General features: G+C 64.3%; 21 protein-coding genes and 1 tRNA gene. 11 read left to right on the top strand and 11 right to left on the bottom strand.

Annotated elements, in window-relative coordinates:
- Positions 1–103: 103 nt before the first annotated feature.
- Complete coding sequence (locus HQR01_RS14170) at positions 104–1,462, top strand: sugar-transfer associated ATP-grasp domain-containing protein (protein WP_173215663.1); 1,359 nt, start codon at positions 104–106, stop codon at positions 1,460–1,462.
- A 99-nt stretch (positions 1,463–1,561) separates the two neighbouring features.
- On the opposite strand, the gene HQR01_RS14165 is transcribed toward HQR01_RS14170, so the two are convergent.
- Positions 1,562–1,637: transfer RNA gene (locus HQR01_RS14165), tRNA-Lys, on the bottom strand.
- Positions 1,638–1,765: 128 nt separating this feature from the next.
- Between HQR01_RS14165 and HQR01_RS14160 the strand changes: the two genes are divergently transcribed.
- Entirely contained in the window at positions 1,766–2,338 is a 573-nt protein-coding gene (locus tag HQR01_RS14160; RefSeq protein WP_173215661.1) for a DapH/DapD/GlmU-related protein, read from the top strand.
- Here HQR01_RS14160 and folK read toward each other — a convergent pair.
- The 3 genes from folK to HQR01_RS14145 are packed head-to-tail and all read right to left on the bottom strand — an operon-like array spanning position 2,295 to position 4,634.
- A complete protein-coding gene (gene folK / locus HQR01_RS14155; protein ID WP_173215658.1) occupies positions 2,295–2,777 on the bottom strand; it encodes a 2-amino-4-hydroxy-6-hydroxymethyldihydropteridine diphosphokinase in 483 nt (160 codons plus the stop codon). The genes HQR01_RS14160 and folK overlap by 44 nt on opposite strands.
- A 50-nt stretch (positions 2,778–2,827) precedes the next feature.
- On the bottom strand, positions 2,828–3,703 hold the full coding sequence (aguB, locus tag HQR01_RS14150) for an N-carbamoylputrescine amidase (RefSeq protein WP_173215656.1): 876 nt from the start codon (positions 3,701–3,703) through the stop codon (positions 2,828–2,830).
- A gap of 40 nt (positions 3,704–3,743) precedes the next feature.
- Positions 3,744–4,634, bottom strand: a complete 891-nt coding sequence (locus tag HQR01_RS14145) for a class I SAM-dependent methyltransferase (protein ID WP_173215654.1) — start codon at positions 4,632–4,634, stop codon at positions 3,744–3,746.
- A gap of 103 nt (positions 4,635–4,737) precedes the next feature.
- Between HQR01_RS14145 and msrA the strand changes: the two genes are divergently transcribed.
- The 3 genes from msrA (at position 4,738) to HQR01_RS14130 (ending at position 7,223) form a co-directional block, all read left to right on the top strand.
- Positions 4,738–5,268, top strand: coding sequence for a peptide-methionine (S)-S-oxide reductase MsrA (gene msrA / locus HQR01_RS14140; protein ID WP_173216441.1), 531 nt, complete (start codon positions 4,738–4,740; stop codon positions 5,266–5,268).
- Between the two features lie 227 nt (positions 5,269–5,495).
- On the top strand, positions 5,496–6,326 hold the full coding sequence (locus HQR01_RS14135; RefSeq protein ID WP_173215652.1) for a hotdog family protein: 831 nt from the start codon (positions 5,496–5,498) through the stop codon (positions 6,324–6,326).
- Positions 6,327–6,401: 75 nt separating this feature from the next.
- On the top strand, positions 6,402–7,223 hold the full coding sequence (locus tag HQR01_RS14130) for a hypothetical protein (RefSeq protein WP_173215650.1): 822 nt from the start codon (positions 6,402–6,404) through the stop codon (positions 7,221–7,223).
- Here HQR01_RS14130 and HQR01_RS14125 read toward each other — a convergent pair whose 3' ends face one another.
- A complete protein-coding gene (locus HQR01_RS14125) occupies positions 7,224–8,462 on the bottom strand; it encodes an RsmB/NOP family class I SAM-dependent RNA methyltransferase (protein ID WP_173215648.1) in 1,239 nt (412 codons plus the stop codon).
- A 55-nt stretch (positions 8,463–8,517) separates the two neighbouring features.
- On the opposite strand from HQR01_RS14125, the gene HQR01_RS14120 reads away from it, so the two are divergent.
- Positions 8,518–8,676 (top strand): DUF1674 domain-containing protein, encoded by a 159-nt coding sequence (locus tag HQR01_RS14120; RefSeq protein ID WP_173215646.1) that lies wholly within the window; start codon positions 8,518–8,520, stop codon positions 8,674–8,676.
- A gap of 116 nt (positions 8,677–8,792) precedes the next feature.
- Here the strand turns inward: HQR01_RS14120 and HQR01_RS14115 are convergent, their stop codons facing one another.
- Genes HQR01_RS14115 through HQR01_RS14100 form a run of 4 tightly spaced genes read right to left on the bottom strand, consistent with a single transcriptional unit; the run spans position 8,793 to position 14,498 of the window.
- The gene (locus HQR01_RS14115; protein ID WP_173215644.1) at positions 8,793–10,196 is read right to left on the bottom strand and encodes a cytochrome P450; all 1,404 of its coding nucleotides are present in this window, start codon (positions 10,194–10,196) and stop codon (positions 8,793–8,795) included.
- Positions 10,197–10,234: 38 nt separating this feature from the next.
- On the bottom strand, positions 10,235–11,263 hold the full coding sequence (gene hemH, locus HQR01_RS14110; protein WP_173215642.1) for a ferrochelatase: 1,029 nt from the start codon (positions 11,261–11,263) through the stop codon (positions 10,235–10,237).
- Positions 11,260–13,557, bottom strand: a complete 2,298-nt coding sequence (locus tag HQR01_RS14105; RefSeq protein WP_173215640.1) for a xanthine dehydrogenase family protein molybdopterin-binding subunit — start codon at positions 13,555–13,557, stop codon at positions 11,260–11,262. The genes hemH and HQR01_RS14105 overlap by 4 nt, the downstream gene beginning before the upstream one ends.
- Complete coding sequence (locus HQR01_RS14100) at positions 13,536–14,498, bottom strand: Mrp/NBP35 family ATP-binding protein (RefSeq protein ID WP_173215638.1); 963 nt, start codon at positions 14,496–14,498, stop codon at positions 13,536–13,538. The genes HQR01_RS14105 and HQR01_RS14100 overlap by 22 nt, the downstream gene beginning before the upstream one ends.
- 117 nt (positions 14,499–14,615) lie before the next feature.
- Between HQR01_RS14100 and hflK the strand changes: the two genes are divergently transcribed.
- The 3 genes from hflK to HQR01_RS14085 all read left to right on the top strand — a co-directional run bounded on the left by hflK (position 14,616) and on the right by HQR01_RS14085 (position 18,260).
- Complete coding sequence (gene hflK / locus HQR01_RS14095) at positions 14,616–15,752, top strand: protease modulator HflK (protein ID WP_173215636.1); 1,137 nt, start codon at positions 14,616–14,618, stop codon at positions 15,750–15,752.
- A gap of 1 nt (position 15,753) precedes the next feature.
- Positions 15,754–16,590 (top strand): protease modulator HflC, encoded by an 837-nt coding sequence (gene hflC, locus HQR01_RS14090; protein ID WP_173215634.1) that lies wholly within the window; start codon positions 15,754–15,756, stop codon positions 16,588–16,590.
- Positions 16,591–16,733: 143 nt separating this feature from the next.
- A complete protein-coding gene (locus HQR01_RS14085; RefSeq protein ID WP_173215632.1) occupies positions 16,734–18,260 on the top strand; it encodes a Do family serine endopeptidase in 1,527 nt (508 codons plus the stop codon).
- 75 nt (positions 18,261–18,335) lie between these two features.
- Here the strand turns inward: HQR01_RS14085 and HQR01_RS14080 are convergent, their stop codons facing one another.
- Both HQR01_RS14080 and msrB read right to left on the bottom strand, forming a co-directional pair.
- Positions 18,336–20,498 carry a PBP1A family penicillin-binding protein gene (locus tag HQR01_RS14080; RefSeq protein ID WP_173215630.1) on the bottom strand — a complete coding sequence of 721 codons (2,163 nt, stop codon included), beginning with the start codon at positions 20,496–20,498 and terminating at the stop codon, positions 18,336–18,338.
- Positions 20,499–20,586: 88 nt separating this feature from the next.
- Positions 20,587–20,997 (bottom strand): peptide-methionine (R)-S-oxide reductase MsrB, encoded by a 411-nt coding sequence (gene msrB / locus HQR01_RS14075; protein ID WP_173215628.1) that lies wholly within the window; start codon positions 20,995–20,997, stop codon positions 20,587–20,589.
- A gap of 201 nt (positions 20,998–21,198) precedes the next feature.
- Here msrB and rpsT point away from each other — a divergent pair, with 201 nt between their 5' ends.
- On the top strand, positions 21,199–21,459 hold the full coding sequence (gene rpsT, locus HQR01_RS14070; protein WP_173215626.1) for a 30S ribosomal protein S20: 261 nt from the start codon (positions 21,199–21,201) through the stop codon (positions 21,457–21,459).
- Between the two features lie 452 nt (positions 21,460–21,911).
- Positions 21,912–23,375: a chromosomal replication initiator protein DnaA gene (dnaA, locus tag HQR01_RS14065; protein WP_173215624.1), complete on the top strand. Its 1,464-nt coding sequence runs from the start codon at positions 21,912–21,914 to the stop codon at positions 23,373–23,375.
- Positions 23,376–23,487 lie beyond the last annotated feature (112 nt).

Below are 23,487 nucleotides of genomic sequence, written 5' to 3'. Positions count from 1 at the left end.
GCGCTCCGCGTGACCAGCAGGCTTCGCCCAAGGTCGCTCGATCCCTTTCGAGGTAGTTATTTCGAATAGAAGGCACCAAGTCTTGCCCGATCAACACACTTAATTGACCAATTTGGGTGGCACTTCGTGCAAAACTCAGGCCGATGAGGTGACAATCTCACATATCTGGGCAACGGCCATTAACGAATTATTGGGCCCAGACGTGGATGGCGGCCACGCAGGCCGCATTCAACGCCCAACAATTTACATAAACATCAATTCCAAGGGTCGCAGTTTGGATATGATTGACAGGCTATATGATTTTATAAGGTTTAATTTTGCAATTTTTCCGGGAGTGTTTAAATATAAATCTGCCGATTTCTTAAACGAATACTATCTATACAGGAATTCGCGCCACGGCTTCGTCAGCATACTTCTGAACTCGGTCGTATACCTGGTCTTTTCTTTCTACGTTCGCTTTCGAGCCCACCGGGTCTCTGGGCGGTGGGTGAAGAACGCCAAGTGGCGCCGCTGGTCGACCGTGGTCGGGATTCGGTATTTCACCGATCCCAACGACCTGGCGATGTTCAACATCCGCACCCGCAAGCAACTCTCGGACCTCTATCGGCGTTTCGAGCACATTGGCTGCGGCCGCTTCATCGACGACAAGATGGCGAGCGATCCGACCCTGTTTCACGACAAGTTCGCCTTCGCACAATTCTGCGAAGAGCATGGGATTCCTCACCCGCAGATCTTTGCCTATGTCCACGACGGTAAGCTCGATTCCTTCCGGCGCTTCGACGACCAGCAAGTGCTGATCGCCAAGCCGACCTACGGCACGGGCGGCAACGGGGTGTTCGAGGTCAACCTTGAGCATGCCGCGCGTCTGGGCGACGATGGGCTCAGGCGGTTCATCGGACGGATTATCGACGATCCTTCAAGGCCCTATATCCTCCAGCAACGGGTCTATCCGAGTTCGGATGTCGCCGAACTGGCAATCGACTGCCTGCCGACGGCACGGGTCACGACTATGCTCAACGAACGGGGCGAGCCGGAAGTCGTGACGTCGGTAATGCGCTTCGCGTCGCAGCCCGGCACGGTCGCGGACAATGCGCATCTGGGTGGACTCATGGCCGCGATCGATCCCGACAGCGGCGAACTATCGGCTGCGAGATATCGTTCGCGGCAGGGTGAATTTGCCGTCCATCCATTCAACTCTGCCCAGATCCAGGGGAAGACGCTGGAGCGCTGGGCCGAGATCAAGGATGTTGCGCTCAGAGCGCACAGGGAATTTCTCAAGAGTTTCGTGCAGATCGGATGGGATATCGGTCTCGCCGAGCAGCCGCTGGTGCTCGAGATAAACGCTCGTCCCGACCTCGCGCTCGCGCAGCGCGCTTCGAATACGCTGATCGGCAGCAGTCGTTATGGGGAGTTGATATCCCACCACATCTCCAGGCGGATATCCGAACTGCAGGCGGCGTAGATGCCATGACGGGGTCGTCGACCAGTCCCGGCTCCCAACCCGACAACGGCAGCGGCCAGAGAATCTGGATCTGCCGGTCAGTGAATAGGAAGGAAAAGGTGGTGAGCCCTGCTGGGTTCGAACCAGCGACCTACTGATTAAAAGTCAGTTGCTCTACCGACTGAGCTAAGGGCCCCAACCGCGCGTGGCTGGCACGCAGGGGCACCTAGGGATGGCTCGGCGCAGGGTCAAGCGGGTGATGGTTGTTTGGCAGCACATCCGACGATACCAGTGGTCACGATAACCAATGGAACGGGACGCATAGTGGGACCACTCGATGCACGGCAGGCGCGCAGCCGCACGGGTGGCCCGTCGTTCCCACTCGGCAACCGGCTGGCGCGCGTGGTGTGGCAAGCGTGCTGGCTGGTGCTGGCACGCTGGACGCCGCCCCCGCTCCATCGCTGGAGGGTCTTGCTACTTCGACTGTTCGGAGCGCGCGTCGGGCGGGGGTGCCGGGTCCATGCCAGCGTGCAGGTGTGGCTCCCCGCGCAGCTCGAACTGGGCGACAATGTCCTGATCGGTCCTGGCGCCATCCTCTACAATCAGGGCCGCATTGCCATCGGCAATGACAGCGTAGTCTCACAGCGCGCTCACCTTTGCGCGAGCACCCATGATGTCGAGGATCCGGATTTCCAGCTGGTTGTCCGCCCGATTGCGCTGGGCGAGCGGTGTTGGGTCGCGGCCGAAGCTTTCGTCGGCCCGGGCGTCACCATGGGCGACGGAGCCGTGCTGGCGGCACGCGGCGCGCTGTTCGACGACGCCGATCCTTGGACCGTTTATCGAGGGAACCCTGCTACCGCGCTAAAGCCGCGCGCGCTGCGAGCTGGCGCAGCGTAAGCCCACTCACCGGGTCGCGCCATGCGGGGGCGATCTGCGCAGCCGGAGTCAGCACAAAGCCCCGCTCGCGAAAACGCGGGTGTGGCACCACCAGACCCGGCGAGACCCAGATCCCGCCATTCCAGGCCACGATATCCAGATCGAGCGGTCGCGCGCGCCAGGGTTGGCCGCGCCTGTTCCTGCCGAACGCCCGTTCGATCTGCTGCAACCGGGTGAGGAGCTCCGGCGGAGCCAGCTCTGTCTCCACGACCACCGCAGCGTTGGTATAGCGGCGCCGCGAAGGGCCGACAGGAGCGCTGTCGACGATACGAGAAGCGACCCTTAGCGCGATCCCCTCGTGTTCGAGCGCGATCAAGGCTGCAGCAATGACCGCGCGCGGCCCGCCAATACCCGGCACCCGCATGTTGGAACCCAGAGCAAGGACATAGGCCTCGCTCATGAGCGCCTGCTCCCTCGCTTGGCGCTGGCTCTGGCCGCCCACACAGCGCCTCAGATATCCTCGCTGATCCGGCCGTAGAGCTGCGGTCGACGGTCGCGGAAGAAGCCCATGCCGGCTCGGTGCTTGGCCGCTCGAACCAGATCGAGCGTCGCGATCAGCACGCCGCTTTCCCCGGCGCCGTATTCCGCCACCAGATCGCCCCATTCATCGCTGATGAAGCTGTGGCCGTAGAAGCTCTGCGCGCGATCTTCCGGCCCTTCGTGGCCGATGCGGTTGGCGGCGCAGACCGGCATGCAATTCGACACCGCATGACCGATCATCGCGCGTCGCCACATGCGGCTGGTGTCGAGATCTGCGTCATAGGGCTCCGATCCGATCGCAGTCGGGTAGAGCAGGACCTCGGCGCCCTTGAGCGCCATGACCCGCGCGCATTCGGGATACCACTGGTCCCAGCAAATGCCGACGCCGATCCTGACTTCGCCGCCGGTGCAGGGGATGTCCCACACCTTGAAGCCGTCATTGCCCGGGCGAAAATAGTACTTCTCTTCGTAGCCCGGCCCATCGGGAATGTGGCTCTTGCGATAGGTACCCATGATCGTCCCATCCGGGCCGATCATGGCCAGCGTATTGTAATAGTGATGCCCGTCGCGTTCGAAGAAGCTGGTCGGGATTGCCACCCCAAGCTTCTTCGCGAGCTCCTGCATCGCCAGCACGCTGGGGTGTTCCGCCGTCGGGCGGGCCAGCGCGAACAGCGCCTCGTCCTCTTCGCGGCAGAAATACTCGCCGGAGAAGAGCTCGGGCGGCAGGATCAGCTGGGCGCCCTTGCCCGCGGCCTCTTCGACCAGGGCCGAAACGGCGGCGATATTGTCCGCTTCCGCGGCGCGGGCGAGCGGCAGTTGCAGGACGGCGACGGTCAGTTCTCTCATGGCCATGGCCCTAAAATGATGCCCGCCGCCTGTCCATCGCTCAGCGCTTGCGGAACAGCAGCGTCATGCGATCGCTTTCGCCAATATCCTTGAGCTCTGCCTTGCGTCCCGACCAGACAGGGGCAAGCCGCCATACGCCGCCTTCGTGATCGGCGGTATCGCGGGGATTGGCGTTGATCTCGCTGCTCTCGACCAGTTCGAAACCATGCGCCTCGACCAAGGCGATCACATCGCGTTCGCGCATATATCCGTTGCCGCCAAGCGTGTAGTCGCTCGGCGCATCGGCCTTGGCGCGATGCTGCACGATGCCGAGCAGGCCATCCTCGGCCAACAGCTCGCGCATTCGGACAAGCTCGGCATAGAGTACGCCGGTCCGCAGCATGTTGTGCATCTCGCGGAAGATCAGCACGCGATCGACCTGGCCCTTGAGCGCAGCCGGCAGCTCCTGCGATCCGTAAATCGCGACCGGCGCACCGGCCAGCGACCAGCCGGGCACGCCTTCGCGGAACCGCCCCGGGAGCCTGGTGTAGTAATCGCTCCGATCGTCGCTGTCGGCGACGCGCGGGTCCGGGGTCAGCCCGATGTAGAGCCCCTTCGGACCGAGATACGGTGCCAGGATGCGCGTATACCAGCCACCGCCCGGAATGTAGTCGACCACAGTCATGCCCGGCTCGACCTGGAAGAAGGCCAGCGTTTCGGCCGGATGCCGCCAAACATCGCGCACACGATCCTTGTCGCGGCGCGGCGCGGCGAGCACGCTTTCCATCCGCTTGGCAGCCTGTGCCGAGCCTATCCCGTCCTCGCTAGGTCCCAGAATTACATTGGGAATTTGGTCGGATAGGCCGTGGTTTGGATGACTCTCCTGTGCAGCGGCGGGAGCCGTAGACGCGAGCAGAGCGGCGGCGAAACAGGAAGCGACCAGGTAACGCATTGATTCTCTCCATCGAATGGGTGGCGTGTCCTGCCCGCGACTCCAACGGATGACAAGGTGGAGCCCGCTTCCTATTTGGCAGGCAAAGGAGACAAGCATGGCAATGGAACAGGCGATCGTCGCTGGGGGGTGCTTTTGGTGCACCGAGGCGGTGATGAAGGACGTGATCGGCGTGACCGAGGTCGAGAGTGGCTATATCGGCGGGAGCAAGCCGCACCCGACCTATAAGGAAGTGTGCAGCGGCTCCACCGGCCATGCCGAAGGCGTGCGCGTGACCTTCGATGCCGACACCATCAGCCTCGCCGAAATCCTCGACGTGTTCATGGGCACCCATGATCCGACCCAGCTCAACCGCCAGGGCAACGACGTCGGCACGCAGTATCGCAGCGCGATCTTCCCGCTCGAGGGGCAGCGCGAGGCAGCCGAAGCCGCCATTGCGCGCTGGAACGAAGAACACCCCGGCCAGAGCGCCGTCACCACCATCGAAGGCGGCGAATGGTATCCGGCCGAAGACTACCACCAGGAATATTGGGAGGGCGAAGGCCAACGCAATCCCTATTGCCTCGCGGTGATCCCGCCCAAGCTGATGAAGCTGCGCAAGAGCTTTCAGAAGTACCTCAAGCCCGAAGCCTGAGGCGCGACCGGCCCGAACGGGCCGTGTAGGGCCGGAGTTGGAACTTCGCTGTGCTGTCCGTCTGGATGGAACACATGGAACACGGTCCTGGAAAAGAAATCGTCCCGACCGGCGAGCGGTCCTGTGAGGCCTCTCGCGGTTCGGGCGGGCAAGTGTTTCGGGCATGGCAACGGGCTGCCACGCTGGCGGGATTGTAGGAAAGCCGATTGCCTGCAAAACTCGCGACCATGCCGGGACCCGCGAGCAAGGCCTTCACCAGCAACCATGTCGTCCATCCCGACGGCAGCGTCGACTTTGCCTGTTCGCAGGACGACAGGCTGTGGCCGTGGTCGGCGCTCGATCCGCACCATCCCGGCGCGATCCAGGCGCTGAGCTATTGGGTCAGCGTCGAAAGCGCCATGGCGCTGGGCAAGTGGGACCCGGACAAGTGGTCGGCCCTGACCTGGACGCGCTGGCAATGCGGCGATTCGGGCGTGGGGCGACTGGCCGGCGGCACCTATCACCGCAGCACGATAGACGGGAAAGAGAGCTTTTCGGTCTTCCTGCGCGACGCAGCAGGCAGGGATATCTGCCGCCTCGATGGCCGCGGCGTGGTGTTTCGCACGCGCGATTTCGAGACGTGGCGCAAGCCGGACAAGCAGGCGGTTCCCAAGGCGCTGTCGGACAGCTTCGCCTATGCCAGCGCCGCGATGCTTGGCCTGGCGCCGGGCGAACGGCCGTTCCTTTCACCGCTGGACGGGGACAGCGCCGCCGCGCTGATCGACGCGGCCAATGGCATGCCCCCTGGCCACCCCTGGCTCGACGGATCGGGCGATCATGTGAATTCGGCACATTTGGCGGAAGTTGCGCGACAGTTCGCCAGCCTGTTGCGCGGCGGGAAGCCGTTCCGCGTCACCGGCGCGGAGATGCGCTTCGATCACTATGTGGAGCTGGGCAGCCCATTCGAGGTCGAGCGAGTCGACGCCACTGGCGACGAGGCAATTTCAATGCAGGTGCGCCAGGCGGGACGCGACTGCACCCGGATCACCTTCCACTTGCAGGACGTGCCCAGCGCCTAATTCCCTTGCTTGTCACCCTGTGGTAAGTGCGGTGACGCTAGGAAATGTGGTCGCGGTGAATGAGGGGGGATACTCATGCCGTACCGCTATGCGCATTATTTCGTCGGCTTCGTTCTCGCAGTAACGGTGGCCGGATTTTGGGCGAGCTACTTCGTGCCGACTGCCCCGATGCCGCTGGCCTTCCACGTCCATGCCATCACCGCCATGACATGGCTGGCATTCCTGATCGTCCAGAGCGTGGCCATCCACCGTCGCAAGAACGCGTTCCACAAGACGCTGGGCCAGGCGAGCTTCGTCCTTTTCCCTTTGCTGATGCTGGGCTTTGTCGCGATCATCAATCTCTCGTCGGCACGCTATGTCGCAGCCGAGAGCGACTTCATCATGATTCTGGGCCCGGCCTTCGGCATCGGGATGGTGATCGCCCTGGCGGCCTATCTCGTGCTTTTTTATAACGCGCTGAAGAACCGCCGGAATGTCCGGCTGCATGCCGGATACATGCTGGCCACGCCCCTGATCCTGTTCGAATCCCCGTTCAGCCGGGTCATCGACCAGTTCCTGCCGTGGCTGAACGTGATCGGCAGCGAAGGGCCAAGGGCGGTCCTCGATACCATCGTGGTCAGCGATGTGCTGGTCGCCTGCTTTGCCCTTGCCCTTTACTTTCGCGATCGCAAGCACGGCACCCCGTGGCTGGTCGCGATCGGTTTCGTGCTGTTGCAGGCAGTGGTCATGTGGTTCGCACCGGACATGGCATTCCTGGGCCCGATGTTTGACGCCTATGGGCAGATCCCCGGCAATCTCACCATGGCGGCCGGCGCGTTTGCCGGGGTTGTCGTGACCTATCTGGGATGGACCGCAGGATCGCGTCCGAAGGAGAAAGTGGCTGTGAGCCCAGCTTGATCAACCGGGCAATCGCCACCGAGCGACGAAGAAGCCATCGAGACCACCTGCATCGGCGAGCATGCCGGGGTCGGTGCGCAGCGAGCCCTCATCTGTTGGGGCAAGGCCTTGCGGCAGCTCACTGGCTGCAATCGGCGTGGGTTCCAGTGCAACCGCCTTCACCTGGTCTTCACCCTCCTCGCGCTCGATCGAGCAGGTGGCATAGACCAGCACCCCGCCGGGTTTGAGCCAGCCCTGCGCCCGTTCGAGGAGCGCGGCCTGCAGTTCGGCCATCTCCTCAATCTGTCGCGCACCAATGCGGTGCAGCACGTCAGGGTGGCGGCGTGCGGTACCGGTCGCGGTGCAGGGCGCATCGAGCAGGATCGCATCGAAGCGGTGCTTCGGCTCCCAGTCTAGCGCGTCGGCACGGACGATCCCGGCTTTCAGCCCGGTGCGCTTGAGGTTCTCACGCAGGAGCTCGAGCCGTCGCTTGGAGATGTCGAGCGCCGTGACATTCCAGCCCTGCGCGGCGAGTTGCAGCGTCTTGCCGCCCGGCGCGGCACACAGGTCGAGCGCGTGGCGGCCCTCGCCTGGCCCCAGAAGATGCGCGGGTAGCGAGGCGGCGAGGTCCTGCACCCACCATGCACCCTCGCCAAAGCCCGGCAGCTTTTCGACATTGGCACCGCGCGGCAGACGCAGGTGACCGGGCATCAGGCTGTCGGCCGAAAGCTGGTTGGCCCAATGCGCAGTCTCTGCCGGATCGCGCAGGGTCAGATCGAGCGCGGGCGGTGTGGAAAGGCCGGCGGCGATAGCAGGCCCCCGCTCGCCCCAACGGGCGGCGACATCGGCAGGCAGCGTCGGCACAGCGGGTAGCCGCGCCTCGCGCTTGGTCAGCGTGGAGAACACGCCGTGCGCCAGCCTGCGCGGACCGCCCGAAAGCAGGTCCAACCCGGTGGCCACAACCGCATGCGGAGGGGTGTCCAGCCGCAGCCACTGCGCCAGCATCAGCCGCAGCACCATGCGTGGCTTGGCATCGTCGGGCAGGTTCTGCTTCGTCGCGCTGTCGATCAACGCATCGAGGTCGGTCAGCCAGCGCAGCGTTTCGCCCGCGATGGCCCGGACGAGCGCCTTGTCCTCGAACTTGCGCACGTCCTTGGTCGCGGCGGCGAAGGCAATGTCCATGGTCTCGCCCCGGCGCAATACCGCGTCGAGCAGGCGGAGCGCGGCGCGGCGCGCGTGGATACCGGTGGGCTGGGCCATGCGCGCGCCCCTACCCCCACTTGCGCAATGCCGCCAGCGACATCATCTTGCGGAGATGGAAAAGCGCGCAATCAAGCGGCCAGAGGGCTTCGCCAAGCCGGCCCACTGGACCAACGACCCGCCGCCCAAGCCTGCCGAGGCCAAGGTCGACGAGGAATTGAGCCCAACCCGTTACGGCGATTGGGTCAAGGACGGCATCGCCGTCGATTTCTAAGGGACGGGATGCCGGGCCGACGGAGGCCCGGCAAGGGCGACCGCCCGCCCGCAGGTGCCTGTAGCGATGCGGAGGAATTGCACCGACGACGCACCGACGGAGGTCGGTGCGGAGTCCTAGAGCGGCTTCAACACGATCTTCAGGCCATCCCGCGGCTTGGGGATCGGCCATGCCTGCCATGAAGGGTCCCCGTCCTCCAGCGCGATTTCGTAGCGCGGGAGCAGTTGGGCCATGAGGATCTTCACCTGCATGTAGGCGAAGTGGAGGCCCAGGCACATGTGCGCGCCACCACCGAAGGGGACCCAGGCGTATTTGTGCCGTGCCTTCACCTTCTCCGGCGTGAAGCGCATCGGGTCGAAGGTGTAGGGATCGTCCCAGATCTCGGAGTCATGGTGCACGTAATGGGTGTTGATCCCGACATGCGCGCCGGCCGGGATGCGATAGCCGCCGAATTCGAAACTTTTGAGCGCGCGACGCGGCATCGAAGGCACCGGCGGGACCATCCGCAGCGCTTCCTTGAACGCCATCTCAACGAGATCGAGCTTGCCGAGATCGTCATAGGCCAGGTCGCGCGGGCGCCCGTCGGCATCGACACCGCCGGTCACTGCCAGCACTTCCTGCCGCAGCTTTTCCTGCCACTCGGGGTTCTTGGCGAGCAGCCAGACCAGCGAAGTTGCCGAGGAGGTGATGGTGTCATGCGCCGCCATCATCAGGAAGTTCATGTGATCGACCACTTCGTCGACCGCCATCAGCGAGCCGTCTTCATGGGTGGCCGTGGCGAACTGGCTGAACATGTCCTGCCCGCCGCCTTCCTTGCGGCGACGATGGGTTTCGGCGGTGAAGTATTCGACCAGGAATTTCCGCCCGTCGACACCCTTCTTCATCTGGGTGAAGGGCAGCGGCGCGCGTATCGGTGCGACGCTGGCCTGGACCATGTCGACGAAGGCCTGGTTGATCTTGTCGGCCTCGGGCCCCCAGGGAATGCCGATGAAACTGTCTGCCGCGAGGTCGAGCGTCAGCTCCTTGATCGCGGGATAGAAGCGCATGTTGCCTGCACCCCATTCCTCGACCCGCTTGGCGATGCCGCGATTGAGCGCGCCCGCATAGTGGCGCATCGGTTCGGGCTTGAAGGCGATCGACAGGGCCCGGCGGTCGGCGCGATGATGGTCGAAATCCATCAGCATCAGCCCGCGCGGAAAGACCTTGTCGAGGATCGGGCCCCAGCCCTGCTCGTTGGAGAAGATCTTGTTGCGATCGAACAGCACCAGCTCGTTGGCGTCGGCGCCGATCAGCGCGATGTTCCATCCGCCGAAGGCACGGTTCTTGTACACCCGCCCGTACTTCGCCACTGCCGCGCTCACAAAGGCATGCGGGTCGGCGAGCATCTTGAAGGTATTGCCGACCACCGGCCAACCGCCCTCACCCGGGATATGGGCCAGCTCGGCGTCGCTGGGATTGCCTTCGGTCCAATGCTTCGGCGGGGTAGCCTCGGTGGTCTGATGGGGGGCTAGGGTGGCCACAGGTCTCTCCTGACAACTTACCCTAGTGTAAGTAATCGCTATTCGTTAATCCACCCTGACAGTTCGCGGCGGAGCATTTTTTCCAGCATGGCGACCCCCGCATCGGACGTATTGAGGCAAGATAGAGCGGCAAAACGCTCGCCCCCGGCCTTGAGGAACGCGTCCCGCCCCTCCATCGCCACTTCCTCCAGGGTCTCGAGGCAGTCGGCGGCAAAGCCGGGGCAGGCAACCGCGATTCGCCTGGTCCCCCTTTCAACCTCCTCGATCAGCGAGGCATCGGTCGCCGGCTCGAGCCATTTCGCACGCCCGAACCGTGACTGGAAACTCGTGCGGAAACGCAGGCCCGGCCGCCCCAACGCCTCTTCCAGCAGACGGGAGGTCTTGAGGCACTGGCAATGATAGGGATCGCCAAGATGCAGGGTGCGCTCGGGCATGCCATGGAAGCTCAGCAGCAGGACCTCGGGCTCGAAGTCCAGCGCGTCGAGCTGGCGCGACAGGTCGGCCGCGAGCGCATCGACATGCAGCGGATCGTCGTGGTAGGCGGGGAGCGTGCGCAGCGCCGGTTGCCAACGCATTTCCCGCAGGCAATCCCCAGCCTTGTCCACAACCGTGGCGGTCGTCGCCGCGCTGTATTGCGGGTAGAGCGGAGCCAGCAGGATGCGCTCGCATCCAGCCTCCATCATCGCCTGCAACCGTTCGCCGATCGACGGCTTGCCATAACGCATCGCCCAGTCGACGCGCACGCCCTCTCCAAGGCGCGCCTGCATCGCCTCGGCCTGCCGGCGGGTAATCACCGCGAGCGGCGACCCCTCGGGCGTCCACACCTTGGCATAGGCGGCAGCGCTGCGCTTGGGGCGCGTCGTCAGGATCAGGCCACGCAGGATCGGCTGCCAGACCAGGTCGGGAATTTCGACCACGCGCTTGTCCGAAAGGAACTCGGCCAGGTAGCGTTTCACCGATGCCGCATCGGGCGCGTCGGGCGTACCCAGGTTGACCAGCAATACCCCGGCCTTGCCCGCGCTCACCGGCGGATGGTCGGGCGGAAGGCGTTGGTCACGCCAGGTCATAGGTCCTCCAATGACAAGGGCAGGTGGCGGAAGCGCGTGCCGGTAGCAGAATAGAGCGCGTTGGCGATCGCCGGGGGCGCGACTGCCACACCAAGTTCTCCGGGGTCGAATGGTTCCGCGTCGCTGGCAATAAATTCGACCACGATTTCCGGGCTGTCGGCCAGCGTCGGCAGGGATAGCGCGGAAAGGCGGTTTGGTACTGGCTTGCCCTGTTCGTAGGCGATGCTCGAACCAGCAGCGAGGCTGACCCCGAACAGCAGCCCACTTTCGATCTGCTGGCGCGCGATATCGAGGTTGACGATGCGGCCGATATCGACCGAGGCGAAGAGCTTCGTAACCTTGAGCCCGCCTTCTGCCAGCGAAGCCTGCGCCACGCAGGCGATCCGCCCACCGGCGTCGGTGGCGCCCATGCTGGCCATGGCAAGTCCCTGCCCGGTTCCGCGCCGCCCGCCATCCCAATTGCCGAGCCGCGTGGCATGGCGCAGCACTTCTGCCATGCGCGGCATCTTGCCGAGCATCTCCATGCGATAGAGGAAGGGATCGCGCCCCGCCTTTTCCGCCAGTTCATCGACGAAGCATTCGGTGAAGAAGGTGCCATAGGCCACCGCGTTTCCGCGCATGCGCCCCGTTGGTAGCGGGATTTCGACCGGGAGGTGCTCTACCGCCACGTTGTCGATGCCATAGGGCGGGACGGACCCCGCGCAGGCCAACGCATCGGCCTGGCCGGAAGCCTTCTCGATGGCCGCTTCGGGGGTGAGATTGTCGAACAGGCGATGGCCGAATTCGCGCGCCGTCGCCGGCATGGCCAGCCGCGTCCGCCAGGCAGCGATGCGCCCCCCTGTCGCCGGATGGAAAGCCACCGAGAGTTCCGCCGTGACCGGGGTGCGCGGCGGCACCGACTGGAATTCCTGCGCGCGGGGCCAGGTCAGCTGGACCGGGCGCCCGATCGCCTTGGCGATCTGTGCCGCTTCGATGGCGTGCAGCTTTTCCAACCGGGCATCGAAGCTGCCCCCTGCCGCGGTGGGATAGAGCACCACATCCGCTTCCTTGAGGCCCACCGCCCTTGCTGCCGCACGTCGCGCCAGTTCAGGCGCCTGCGACGCAATCCACAATTCCAGCTTGCCGTCCTCGTAACGTGCGGTGGCGCTGGCGGTTTCGATCGTCGCATGGACGGCAGGTGCAACGGCATAGCGCTTGGTCAGGTCGGGTCGCGCAAGCAGGTCGTTCGCATCACCGACACCGTAGACGGATTCAGGCTCGATCCGCTCGAAAGCGGTGCCGAGAATTTCGAAGACCGCAGCGCTTTCAACGCGGCGGCCACCGCTGAAAGTCGGCCTCATCGCCTTTACCGCCCGTTCGGCAATCCACCAGCTCTGCGCGACTGCGGCAAGGTACCGCTTCGACTTCACCACTCCGACCAATCCGGGCATGCCCGATACGGCGTCGGCGTCGAAGCGGGTTAGCGACGAGCCGCCGTGCGGCGCGTGGCGAACAGAGGCATAGACGAGCCCCGGCAGGCGGATGTCGGCCGCAAACAGGAAGCTGCCATCGACCTTGGACGGCAGGTCGAGGCGCGGAAAGACCGGCTCGATTTCGGCTGCGCCCGCCACCGGAACCTCTGCGGCGGGTTCGACGCGGAGCGGCGGCGGATCGGGTGGGTCGTAACTCGCCGCGTCGATCACCAGCTCGCCGAAGCTAAGCTGTTGCTCGCCATGGCGGACAAGACCGTTGTCGATCGAACACTCTTCCCACGGCACGCCCCAGCGATCCGCGGCGGCCATTGCCAGCATGGCACGCGCTGATGCGGCCGCTTCGCGCAACGGCGCCTCATAGGCGTCGAGCGAGAGCCCATCGGCAGTGGCAACAAAGCGGTTTCGTCGGGCGAAATTCTCCGCCAATCGGCTGTCGGGGTCGCTGGCGAAGCGTGGCAGGCTCGACCACAGTTCGGCCCAGCGCGCCGCCAACGGGACGTTGGCGTAGAGGCCGCTCGGCGGTGCCGGCTCGATCGCGACCTGGCGCCAGTCGGCTCCCAGTTCCACGGCCACTACCTGCGCGAGGACGGTGGTTACGCCCTGCCCCATCTCGAGCTGGGGCACGGCAACGGTGACCACGCCATCGCGGCCGATGGTGATCCAGCCGCCGAAATCACGCTCGTTCGCACCGGGCGCCAGCGGGCTGGCGTAGTGGCGCGGCCACAATGACCAGGCGACGATGAGGCCACCGCCAACCGCGGCGCCGGCGACCAGTTGGCGCCGGGTTACCGGAAGTTCGCTCAGCTGTTTGCGCCAATCCATGCGTCGAGCTTATCGGCTATGGCGAGGAACGGTTCGGCTATCGGTCCATCGGTGGCGGCCGGAGGTTCGCCCCGGTCGCTGCCCTGGCGGATCGCCAGATCGAGCGGGATACGCCCGAGGAAGGGCAGTTCGAGGCGAGCGGCGGTCGTTTCGACCCCGCCCTTGCCGAAGGGATCGGAAACCTCGCCGCAGTGCGGGCAGGCATAGCCCGCCATATTCTCGACCAGACCGATCACCGGAACGCCGGCCTGGTCGAACAGCTGGCCCGCACGGGCGGCGTCGATCAGGGCGAGATCCTGCGGGGTCGAGACGATCACCGCCCCCGCCGGCTTGAATTTCTGCAGCATGGTCAGCTGGACGTCGCCGGTCCCCGGCGGCAAGTCGACCATCAGGATTTCGGCATCGCCCCAATGCGCATCGAGCAGCTGGGTCAGCGCACCCGCTGCCATGGGCCCACGCCAGGCGATTGCGCGACCCGGTTCGACCAATTGCCCCATCGACAGCATGGGCACGCCGAATCGGCTGGCTACCGGCACCAGCTTTTCATCATGAGCGACCGGCTTTTGGCCCTGGTTGCCAAAGATGACCGGCTGCGACGGGCCGTAGATATCGGCATCGACCAGCCCGACCTTGCGCCCCTTGCGCGCCAAGGCGATGGCGAGATTTGCGGTCAGCGTGGATTTGCCCACTCCACCCTTTCCGCTGCCGACGGCGATAATCTTGCGCGCCTTGCGCTCGGCGGTCATCGCCACCCGGACCTCGTCGATCTCCTCGCGATCGGCAAGGATATCGGTGATCGCCTGCTCCAGTTCGCTCCGCTCACGCTCGTCCAGGCCGCCCACGTCGACCACGGCGATTGCGCGGCGATTGACGATGGTCAGGGAAGTCACGCGCTCCGCAACCGCGGCGGGAAGGAAGGCTTTCGGGTCCGTCGAACTCATGGGCCCGGCTGCTGTAGCATCAAAAAGCACCGTTCAACCCTGTTTTTCCTGCAAACCACACCTATAACGGAAGGCATGAGAGTGATTGACGGGTTTCGGCAGAGGATCTGGCTAGGAATGGCGGGCAAAAAGAGCCCTTGGGGTGGCGGTTCCGGCAAGGGACCGGATGATGGCGACGGGCCGGTTGGCGAAAACGGTGACTCGGGCAACGACGAGCCGGGTTCCGACAAGGCCAAGGGCCCGCGCAACCCCTGGCTGCCGCCCGGTTCCGAAGACGGCGGGCGACGCGCGCCCAATATCGAAGATATCTTCAGGAGCCGCGGCCCCGAAGGCCCGCGCCGTGGCGGCGGCACCGGTGGTCCCGGTTTCCGCCTGCCCCCGCGCCCCGGCGGCAAAAGCTGGTTCCCGGTGGCTGTGGCCGGCATCATCGGTGTCGGCCTGCTGACAACCAGCGTCCACCTGATCGACCCGCAGGAAAAGGCGGTCGTCAAGACGCTTGGCAATTACACCCGCACGCTCGATTCGGGGATGCGTTTTTCCGCACCCTTCCCGATCGAGGTAGTCGATGTCGAGGACGTCACCGGTGTTCGCGTGGTGCGCATCCCGGAAACGGGGCAGAAGGCCAAGCTGATCCTGACCGGCGATCAGAATCTCGTCGATCTCAGCTATATCGTGCGCTGGAACATCAAGAGCTTAGAGAACTTCAAGTTCTCGCTCGCCGAACCGGTCGAGACGGTCAATGAAGTGGCCGAAGCGGCGATGCGCGCGTCGGTCGCGGAAAAGACGCTCGACCAGACTTTCTCCGGCCAGGGCCGTGCGGAAATCGAGCAGAGGGTCCGACTGCGGATGCAACGCACGCTCGATGCCTATCGTTCGGGCATCGAGGTGCTCGGCGTGGAAATCGCCAAGGCCGACCCTCCGGCCGACGTGGTCGATTCCTTCCGTGACGTTTCGGTCGCCGAACAGAACGCCGATGCCGCGCGCAACCAGGCAAGCGGCTATGCACAGCAGGTGATCGCCCAGGCACAGGGCGAGGCCGAGGCTTTCGACCAGGTCTATGAGCAATACCGCCTGGCGCCCGAAGTTACCCGCCAGCGACTTTATTACGAGACCATGGAACGCGTGCTGAGCAAGACCGACAAGACCATCGTCGAAACTCCGGGTGTGACACCTTACCTCGCGCTGCCCGAATTGCGCCGCAGGGCGCAGCAGGCCCAGTCGACCACCACCGTGACACCGCAGGAGGGCCAGTAAGATGGGACGCATTTGGGAGGAACACCGCGCATCGGTGATCGCACTCGGGGCGGCACTGATCGGCTTTATGCTGAGCGCCTATATCGTGCCCGAGGAAGAACAGGTTGTCGTGATCGCTGCCGGTGAACCGGTGCGCACGGTCAATACTCCGGGCGGCAAGACCGAGGCCGGGATCTACCTGCGAATTCCGTTCTACGAACGGGTGGCGCGGATCGAGAAACGCGTGCTCGATCTCGACATGACGGACGAGGAAGTGCTGTCGAACGATCAGCAGCGCCTGCTGGTCAATGCCTATGCCCGCTTCCGCATTTCGGATCCGATCCGCATGGTCGAACGCGCCGGGACCACGGAAGGTGTGCGCATCGCGCTCGAACCGATCCTCAACTCGGTGCTCCGGCAGGAGCTGGGTCGTCGTACCTTTTCGGCCATGCTCACGGCCGAACGAGGGACCGCGCTCGCCAATGTCCGCGACAACCTGAACCGCCAGGCGCGGCAATACGGGGCCGAAGTGATCGACGTGCAGATCAAGCGCACCGACCTGCCCGATGGCGCGCCGCTGCAGTCGGCCTTCCAGCGCATGGAGACCGATCGCGAACGCGAAGCGCGCACCATCCGCGCGCAAGGCGCTCGCGATGCCCGCATCATCCGCGCCGAAGCAGATGCCCAGGCGGCGAAGATCTATGCCGACAGCTTCGGCAAGGATCCCGGGTTCTACGATTTCTACCGCGCCATGCAGAGCTATGATGCGACCTTTGCGCCGGAGAACGGAAACGCCAGCAGCAGCATCATCCTGTCGCCGGACAACGAGTACCTGCGGCAGTTTCGCGGACGGCGTTGACGGTTCGTCGACCCGGCCACTGGCCGTTCAAACGCGGTTAAGCGGGAAAGGCGAGATGTCGCCTCCGTACCCATTCCGTGCCCCGGTGACAAAATCGCCGTTGGTGCGTTGACAAGGAAGAGGACGAAAAGGACGTGAAGCCCGTGCGATACGCATACTCCGTGACAAGTGCGCTCCTGCTGGGGGGCGCAGCCATTTCGCTCGCGACCGGCTATCCCGCCGGGGCGCAGGTCGCCCAGAACGACGATGCCCACATGGCCCGCGTGGTTCCGCGCGCCGGCGCACCGGAAAGCTTTGCTGACCTAACCGCACAGCTGCAGCCAGCCGTGGTCAATATTTCCACCCGCCAGCGGATCGAAATCCCGCAGCAAGGCAACCCCTTCGCCGGGACTCCGTTCGAAGGACTGTTCGGCAATCGCGGCCAGCAACAGCAACAGCCGCGTTTCCAGGAAGGCCAGTCGCTCGGTTCGGGCTTTATCATCTCGGCTGACGGCTATGTGGTGACCAACAACCACGTAGTCAGCCCGAACGGGCGCGGGACGGTGGAAGAGATTACCGTGACCATGCCCGACGGGACGGAGTACCAGGCCGAACTCGTAGGGACCGACCCACAATCGGACCTCGCGGTGCTCAAGATCAATCGCCGCGAACCCTTCCCCTTCGTCAAATTCGGCGACAGCGCCCATGCGCGGCCGGGCGACTGGGTGGTGGCGATCGGCAACCCCTTCGGCCTTGGCGGCACGGTAACCTCGGGGATCGTCTCGGCGGTCTATCGCAACACCGGCCAGGGCGGCGCCTATGACCGCTACATCCAGACCGACGCGGCCATCAACCGCGGCAATTCGGGCGGCCCGCTGTTCGACATGCATGGTCAGGTCATCGGCATCAACAACGCGATCTTCTCACCCTCGGGCGGCAGCGTGGGTATCGGCTTCGCCATCCCCGCTGAAATCGCCGCGCCGATCGTCGAGAAGCTGCGCGCCGGCGTGGAAATCGAGCGCGGCTACCTGGGCGTCAACATCCAGCCGGTAACCGAGGACCTCGCCGACTCGCTCGGTGTCGAGCGCAACCGCGGCGAGTTCATCCAGTCGGTCCAGCCGGGCGAAGCCGCCGACAAGGCCGGCATTCAGCCGGGCGACATCGTGCTCAAGGTCGATGGCAAAGAGGTCACGCCCGAGCAGACGCTGTCCTATCTTGTCGCCAATATCCGTCCGGGCACGACGGTTCCGATCGAGTTGATCCGCGACGGGGCCAGCAAGCGTGTCAATGCCACGGTGGGCAAGCGTCCTTCAGAGGAGGAACTGCGCCAACAGCAGTTCGACCCCGACGCGGACCAGCAGGACGACATCGAGTCGAATGATAGCGAGACGATCCAGGAAAGCCTTGGGCTGCAGGTCTTACCACTCAGTCCGCAGATCGCGCGCCAGCTTGGCGTAGGGGCCGAAACGCAGGGCGTTGTCGTCGCCGGCGTTGATCCCAATGCGGATGCGGCACGCAAGGGTCTCCAGCGCGGAGACATCATCCTTTCGGCCAATAATCGCACGGTGGCGAGCCTCGAGGATCTCGAGAGCACAATTCGCTCGGCACAGGCCGACAAGCGCGAAGCGGTGCTCCTGCGCGTCCAGCGTCGCGGTCGGCCAGCCCAGTTTGTGGCGGTGCGACTGCGCTGATCGCGTTGCGCAATGGAAATGCTGAAGGCCCCCTGCCGCAAGGCTGGGGGCCTTTTCCTTTGGCCGCTCCAATCGCTAGCGGCGCGGCGGAATGGGCGTCTGCTGCGGGGCCGGCCGCGCACGACGGTCCCGATCGGCCCCCGTTGCCTCGTCGAGGAAATCGTCGCCGATCGCCTGGGGTCCGCCATCGGCTCCGCGTTGCGGCAGCGCCGGAGGCTGGCGCGGACGCTGGCCATCCTCGGGCCGCACGGGCCCCTCGCCGAAGGGATCGCCCCGCTCATCGGTAGGGCGACCGGGTTCGATCAGGTTCCCCTGCTCGTCGATGAAGTAATAGTCGTCAGGGTCGCCCAACATGTATTCGTCATCCGGCTCGAGCTGCCATTCGGGAAGCTGGAGGTCGGTATCGAATTCCTCGACCGGACGGTTCTTCACCGCATAACGCATATAGGCGGCAAAGGCCCGCGCCGGGGCGGTGCCGCCCTGCAATCCGCCAACGCGTGAATTGTCGTCACGCCCCATCCATACACCGGTGGTGACCCCGCTGGAGAAGCCGACAAAATAGCCATCCTTGTTCGAGCTGGTGGTACCGGTCTTGCCCGCCGTCGGCCGGCCGATCTGCGCGGCGCGCCCGGTCCCGGTGTTGACCGCTGTCTGGAGAAGGTCGGTTATGCCCGCCGCGACGTAATCGGGCACCAGCTGCGACTGGCGTCGCCGCTCATGTTCATAGAGCACGCGGCCTTCACCGGTGGTGACCTTGATGATCCCATAGGGTTCGACCGAATGCCCCTTGTCGGAGATCGCGGCGAAGGCCCGGGTCATGTCGAGCAGGCGCACTTCGTTCGACCCCAGCACCATCGACGGATAGGTGCTGATCTCGGTCGTGATGCCAAAGCGCCGCGCCATCGAGGCGACGGTGCCGAAGCCGACCTCGTTGCCGAGCTGTGCTGCGACGGTATTGATCGAATAGGCAAAGGCGGTTCGCAGGTCGATTTCGCCGACATTGCGGCCGTTGGAATTGCGTGGAGTCCAGCCTTCGATCGTCACCGGCGTATCGACCACCCGGTCGTCTGGCTTGTAGCCGGCTTCGAGTGCCGCGAGATAGACGAAAAGCTTCCAGCTCGATCCGGGTTGGCGCATCGCATCGGTGGCGCGGTTGTAACTGGTTTCGACGTAATCGGTCCCCCCGATCATGGCGAGCACCGCACCATCGCGATCGAGGCTGACCAAGGCACCTTGCGCGCCGTCGGGGGTGTTGGACTTGATCGCGGCAGTGGCCGCGCGCTGCATCCCCACATCGAGCGTGGTCCAGACCTCGATCGGTTCATAGGTTTCGGGCAGCAGCAGTTCGAGCTGGGGCAAAGCCCAGTCGGTGAAATAGCGAACCGAATTCTGACCTTTCTCTTCCTTGAGATTGACCGTCGACGGATCGACCGTGACATCGGCTGGAATTCGCCCCTGTTCCTTCATCAACCGCAAGACCACGCTGGCGCGGCCCACCGCTGCATCGACGTCAGCGGTCGGCGAGTAGCGGCTCGGTGCCTTGACCAGTCCGGCAATGATCGCCGCCTCGGCGGTCGATAGCTCGGTCGCCGGATGGCTGAAGAACTTCCGGCTGGCGGAATCGATGCCATAGGCGCCGCCGCCGAAATAGACCTTGTTGAGGTAGAGCTCGAGGATCTGCTCCTTCGAGAACCTGGCTTCCAGCGCCATCGCCAGGACTGCCTCGCGCAGCTTGCGGTCGAGCGAGCGGTTGGAGTTGAGGAAGACGTTGCGCGCCAGCTGCTGGGTGATGGTCGATGTCGCCGAGATGCGCTCATCGCCGGTCACAGCCTCATAGACTGCGCGAACGAGGCCATAGGGGTCGATCCCGAAGTGAGAGTAATAGCGACGATCCTCGACCGAGATCATCGCATCCTTCATGACCTGCGGGATTTCGTTGGATGACAGCCACTTGCCGTAGCTGGGCCCGAGTGCGACGATTTCGCTGCCGTCACGCGCACGCACAATGATCGTCTGCGCGTTCTGGGTCGCCTTGAGCTGGTAGTAACTGGGCATCGAGCGCGCGGAGAAGGCCACCGCAAGCCCCAGGAACAGGGCACCGAGCAGCGCCAGCGCCCCACCCCAGATGAAGGCGCGGCGCATCCACATCCTGAAGCGTGATTGCGGCCTGTCTGCCGCAGCCCGGCGGGCCCGTTCGTTACGCGCCGCGCGCTTGCGGCGGCTCCCTCTCTTATCCATGTGACCCGGGAAATCCCCTTAGCTGCTGGCAGCGCTATATCGGTCACACGCTGGATTGGCGAGGTCTAACGCTCGCTGAACGGCCCGCCTATTCCTCGCCCGCCTCCGGCGCGAAGTCGAGCGCCGCGCTGTTGATGCAATAGCGCAGCCCCCCACGATCGCGCGGACCGTCGGGGAAGACATGGCCCAGATGCCCGCCGCAGTTCGAGCACATGACCTCGGTACGGATCATGCCATAGGAGGTGTCGCGCCGCTCATCGATCAACTGGGTATCCGCCGGAGCGGTAAAGGCCGGCCAGCCGCAGCCGCTGTTGAATTTGCTGTCGCTGTCGAACAGCTTCTGCCCGCACCCGGCGCAGGTGTACTCACCGTCATCGAAATGCTTGTCATACTTTCCGGTGAACGCGCGTTCGGTTCCCGCTTCGCGAAGGACGTGGTACTGTTCGGGGGTCAGCGCGGCGCGCCATTCTGTATCGCTGCGGATCGTCTTGTCGGTCACGGTCGGTATCCTTTCCGGCTTGCCTGTGCGATGTAGGGTTCGCTGGGCGTTAGTCCACCGTTACGCACACCAAGCAATTGCTTGACGATTCGCAGGCCCGCCGCTAAGTGCGCCGCTTTCCGGCGGCCCCTGGCTGCCCTTTCGCAACGCCCAGACGAGATTTACCGCCGCGCCAGTCGGTGCGGCCTGACGAGGACAGACATGGCCAATACGCCGCAAGCCAAGAAGCGCATCCGTCGCAACGCCGCCCGTGCCGAAATCAACGGCGCGCGCATCAGCCGCATCCGCAGCTTCGTCAAGAAGGTCGAAACCGCGATCGAAGGCGGTGACAAGGATGGCGCTGCGGCCGCTCTCAAGAGCGCACAGCCGGAACTGGCACGCGGTGTCGCCCGCGGTGTGCTCCACAAGAACACCGCCGCACGCAAGCTGAGCCGCCTGACCAAGCGAGTCGCGGCGCTCTGATTCGCTGGCCCGCGAGGGCTGCTGTCGCAAATCTACAAGGGGCCGGGCCCGTGGGCCGCGGCCCCTTTGTCGTATCCGGGCCATGCTGCGCCGCAGCACTGTAACCGTAACGTAACCAAAACCTCGCTTTTCCCGCGATTCGCAACCTTCGCGGGAGCAATATGTAGATAAATCATGTACTTCAACGGCAGCCTGCGGGGTTGAGGCAAGTCAACCAGATTATTTCAGTTTTTTTGCGGTTATCCCCCTTGCGACTCATTCGCCACGGGACTTAGACAGGTCTTCATCAGCCAAGGACGGGACAGCCTAGGCTCCATATTCGATTTGCATGGGGGGACACCGGAATTGACCCAATTCCGGTGAAGGGCAGCGCTTTGCCCACAGCCACCCACGCGCTATTATTCTGGGATCGCCGCGCTGCGAAGCGTCGGCTTGGGGGAACGGATCACAACATGGATAAAACATCCGAGTTCGTGGGGGCAAAGCGGAAAGTACAAGACGAATCGATGGAAGATCTCGAAGCAGTTAACCTGGCCGCCGATTGGGCCGATATTAGCCAGGGCCTGCGCAAGGACCTGGGTCACCAGCTCCACAGCCAATGGATCAAGCCAATCCAGGTGGGGGGGATCGACAAGGCAACCGGCACGCTCGATCTCTTCTTGCCGACCGAATTCAGCGCCAACTGGGTCAACGATCGCTTTGCCGACCGGCTGAGCCTGGCATGGAAGATTGCGCGCAGCGAAGTGCGCACAGTGCGCATTGGCGTGCATCCGGGCCGTCGCCACGTCACCGACCTGCGCCTGCACGGCAATGGCCGTCGCCCGGCTAATGACGGCGACCATTCGATGATGGCGATCAGCGCGGATACGCTGGGCGACGGGGGCTTCACCTCGTCGGTCGGGCTCGACCCGCTGCTGACCTTCGCTGCCTTCATTACCGGCGAAGCCAACGTACTCGCCTTCAATGCCGCACAGCGCATGTCGGCGACCGAGAAGCCGCAGTTCAGCCCGCTCTATCTCAAGGCCGCCACCGGCCAGGGCAAGACGCACCTGCTCCACGCAATCGGTCATGCCTTCCTGCAGGCGCACCCGCGCAGCCGCATCTTCTACTGCAGTGCCGAACGCTTCATGGTCGAATTCGTCCAGGCGCTGAAGGCCAACCAGATGCTGGAATTCAAGGCCCGCCTGCGCAGCTTCGACCTGTTGCTGGTGGACGATATCCAGTTCATCATCGGCAAGGCGAGTGCGCAGGAGGAACTGCTCTACACGATCGATGCGCTGCTGGCCGAAGGCAAGCGGCTGGTCTTCGCCGCCGACCGCGCGCCGCAGGCGCTCGATGGGGTCGAACCGCGCCTGCTCAGCCGCCTGTCGATGGGGCTCGTTGCCGACATCCAGGCGGCCGACATCGAGCTGCGCAAGAAGATCCTGCATTCGAAGCTGACCAAGTTCGCCCCGCTGCAGGTGCCGGAAGATGTGCTCGAATTCCTCGCCCGCACGATCACCCGCAACGTTCGCGAACTGGTGGGCGGCCTCAACAAGCTGATCGCCTACGCCCAGCTCACCGGACAGGAAGTGTCGCTGCAGCTCGCGGAAGAGCAGCTGACCGATATCCTTTCGGCCAACCGGCGCCGAATTACCATCGACGAGATCCAGCGCACCGTGTGCCAGTTCTACCGCATCGACCGATCGGAAATGTCGTCAAAGCGGCGTGCCCGGGCAGTGGTTCGCCCGCGCCAGGTGGCGATGTACCTGTCGAAGGTCCTCACCCCGCGCAGCTATCCCGAAATCGGGCGCAAGTTCGGCGGTCGCGACCACTCCACGGTAATCCACGCCGTTCGCCTGATCGAAGACCTGCGCCAGCGCGATGCCGACATGGACGGCGATGTGCGTAGCCTGTTGAGACAGCTCGAAAGCTGACGGGATAACCCACGCAGCCCTTCGGTTCGCTTCACCATCGCTGCACAACAAGTCGACAGCCCTCTCCACAGGGCTGTCGACAGCGCGCGCGCGAAAGGCCAAAGGGCGTGCC

It is taken from the genome of Erythrobacter mangrovi (assembly GCF_013260645.1).
GTDB lineage: Bacteria > Pseudomonadota > Alphaproteobacteria > Sphingomonadales > Sphingomonadaceae > Qipengyuania > Qipengyuania mangrovi.
Note: the sequence above shows the minus strand (reverse complement) of the source record. Positions and strands in the feature narration are given on the sequence as shown.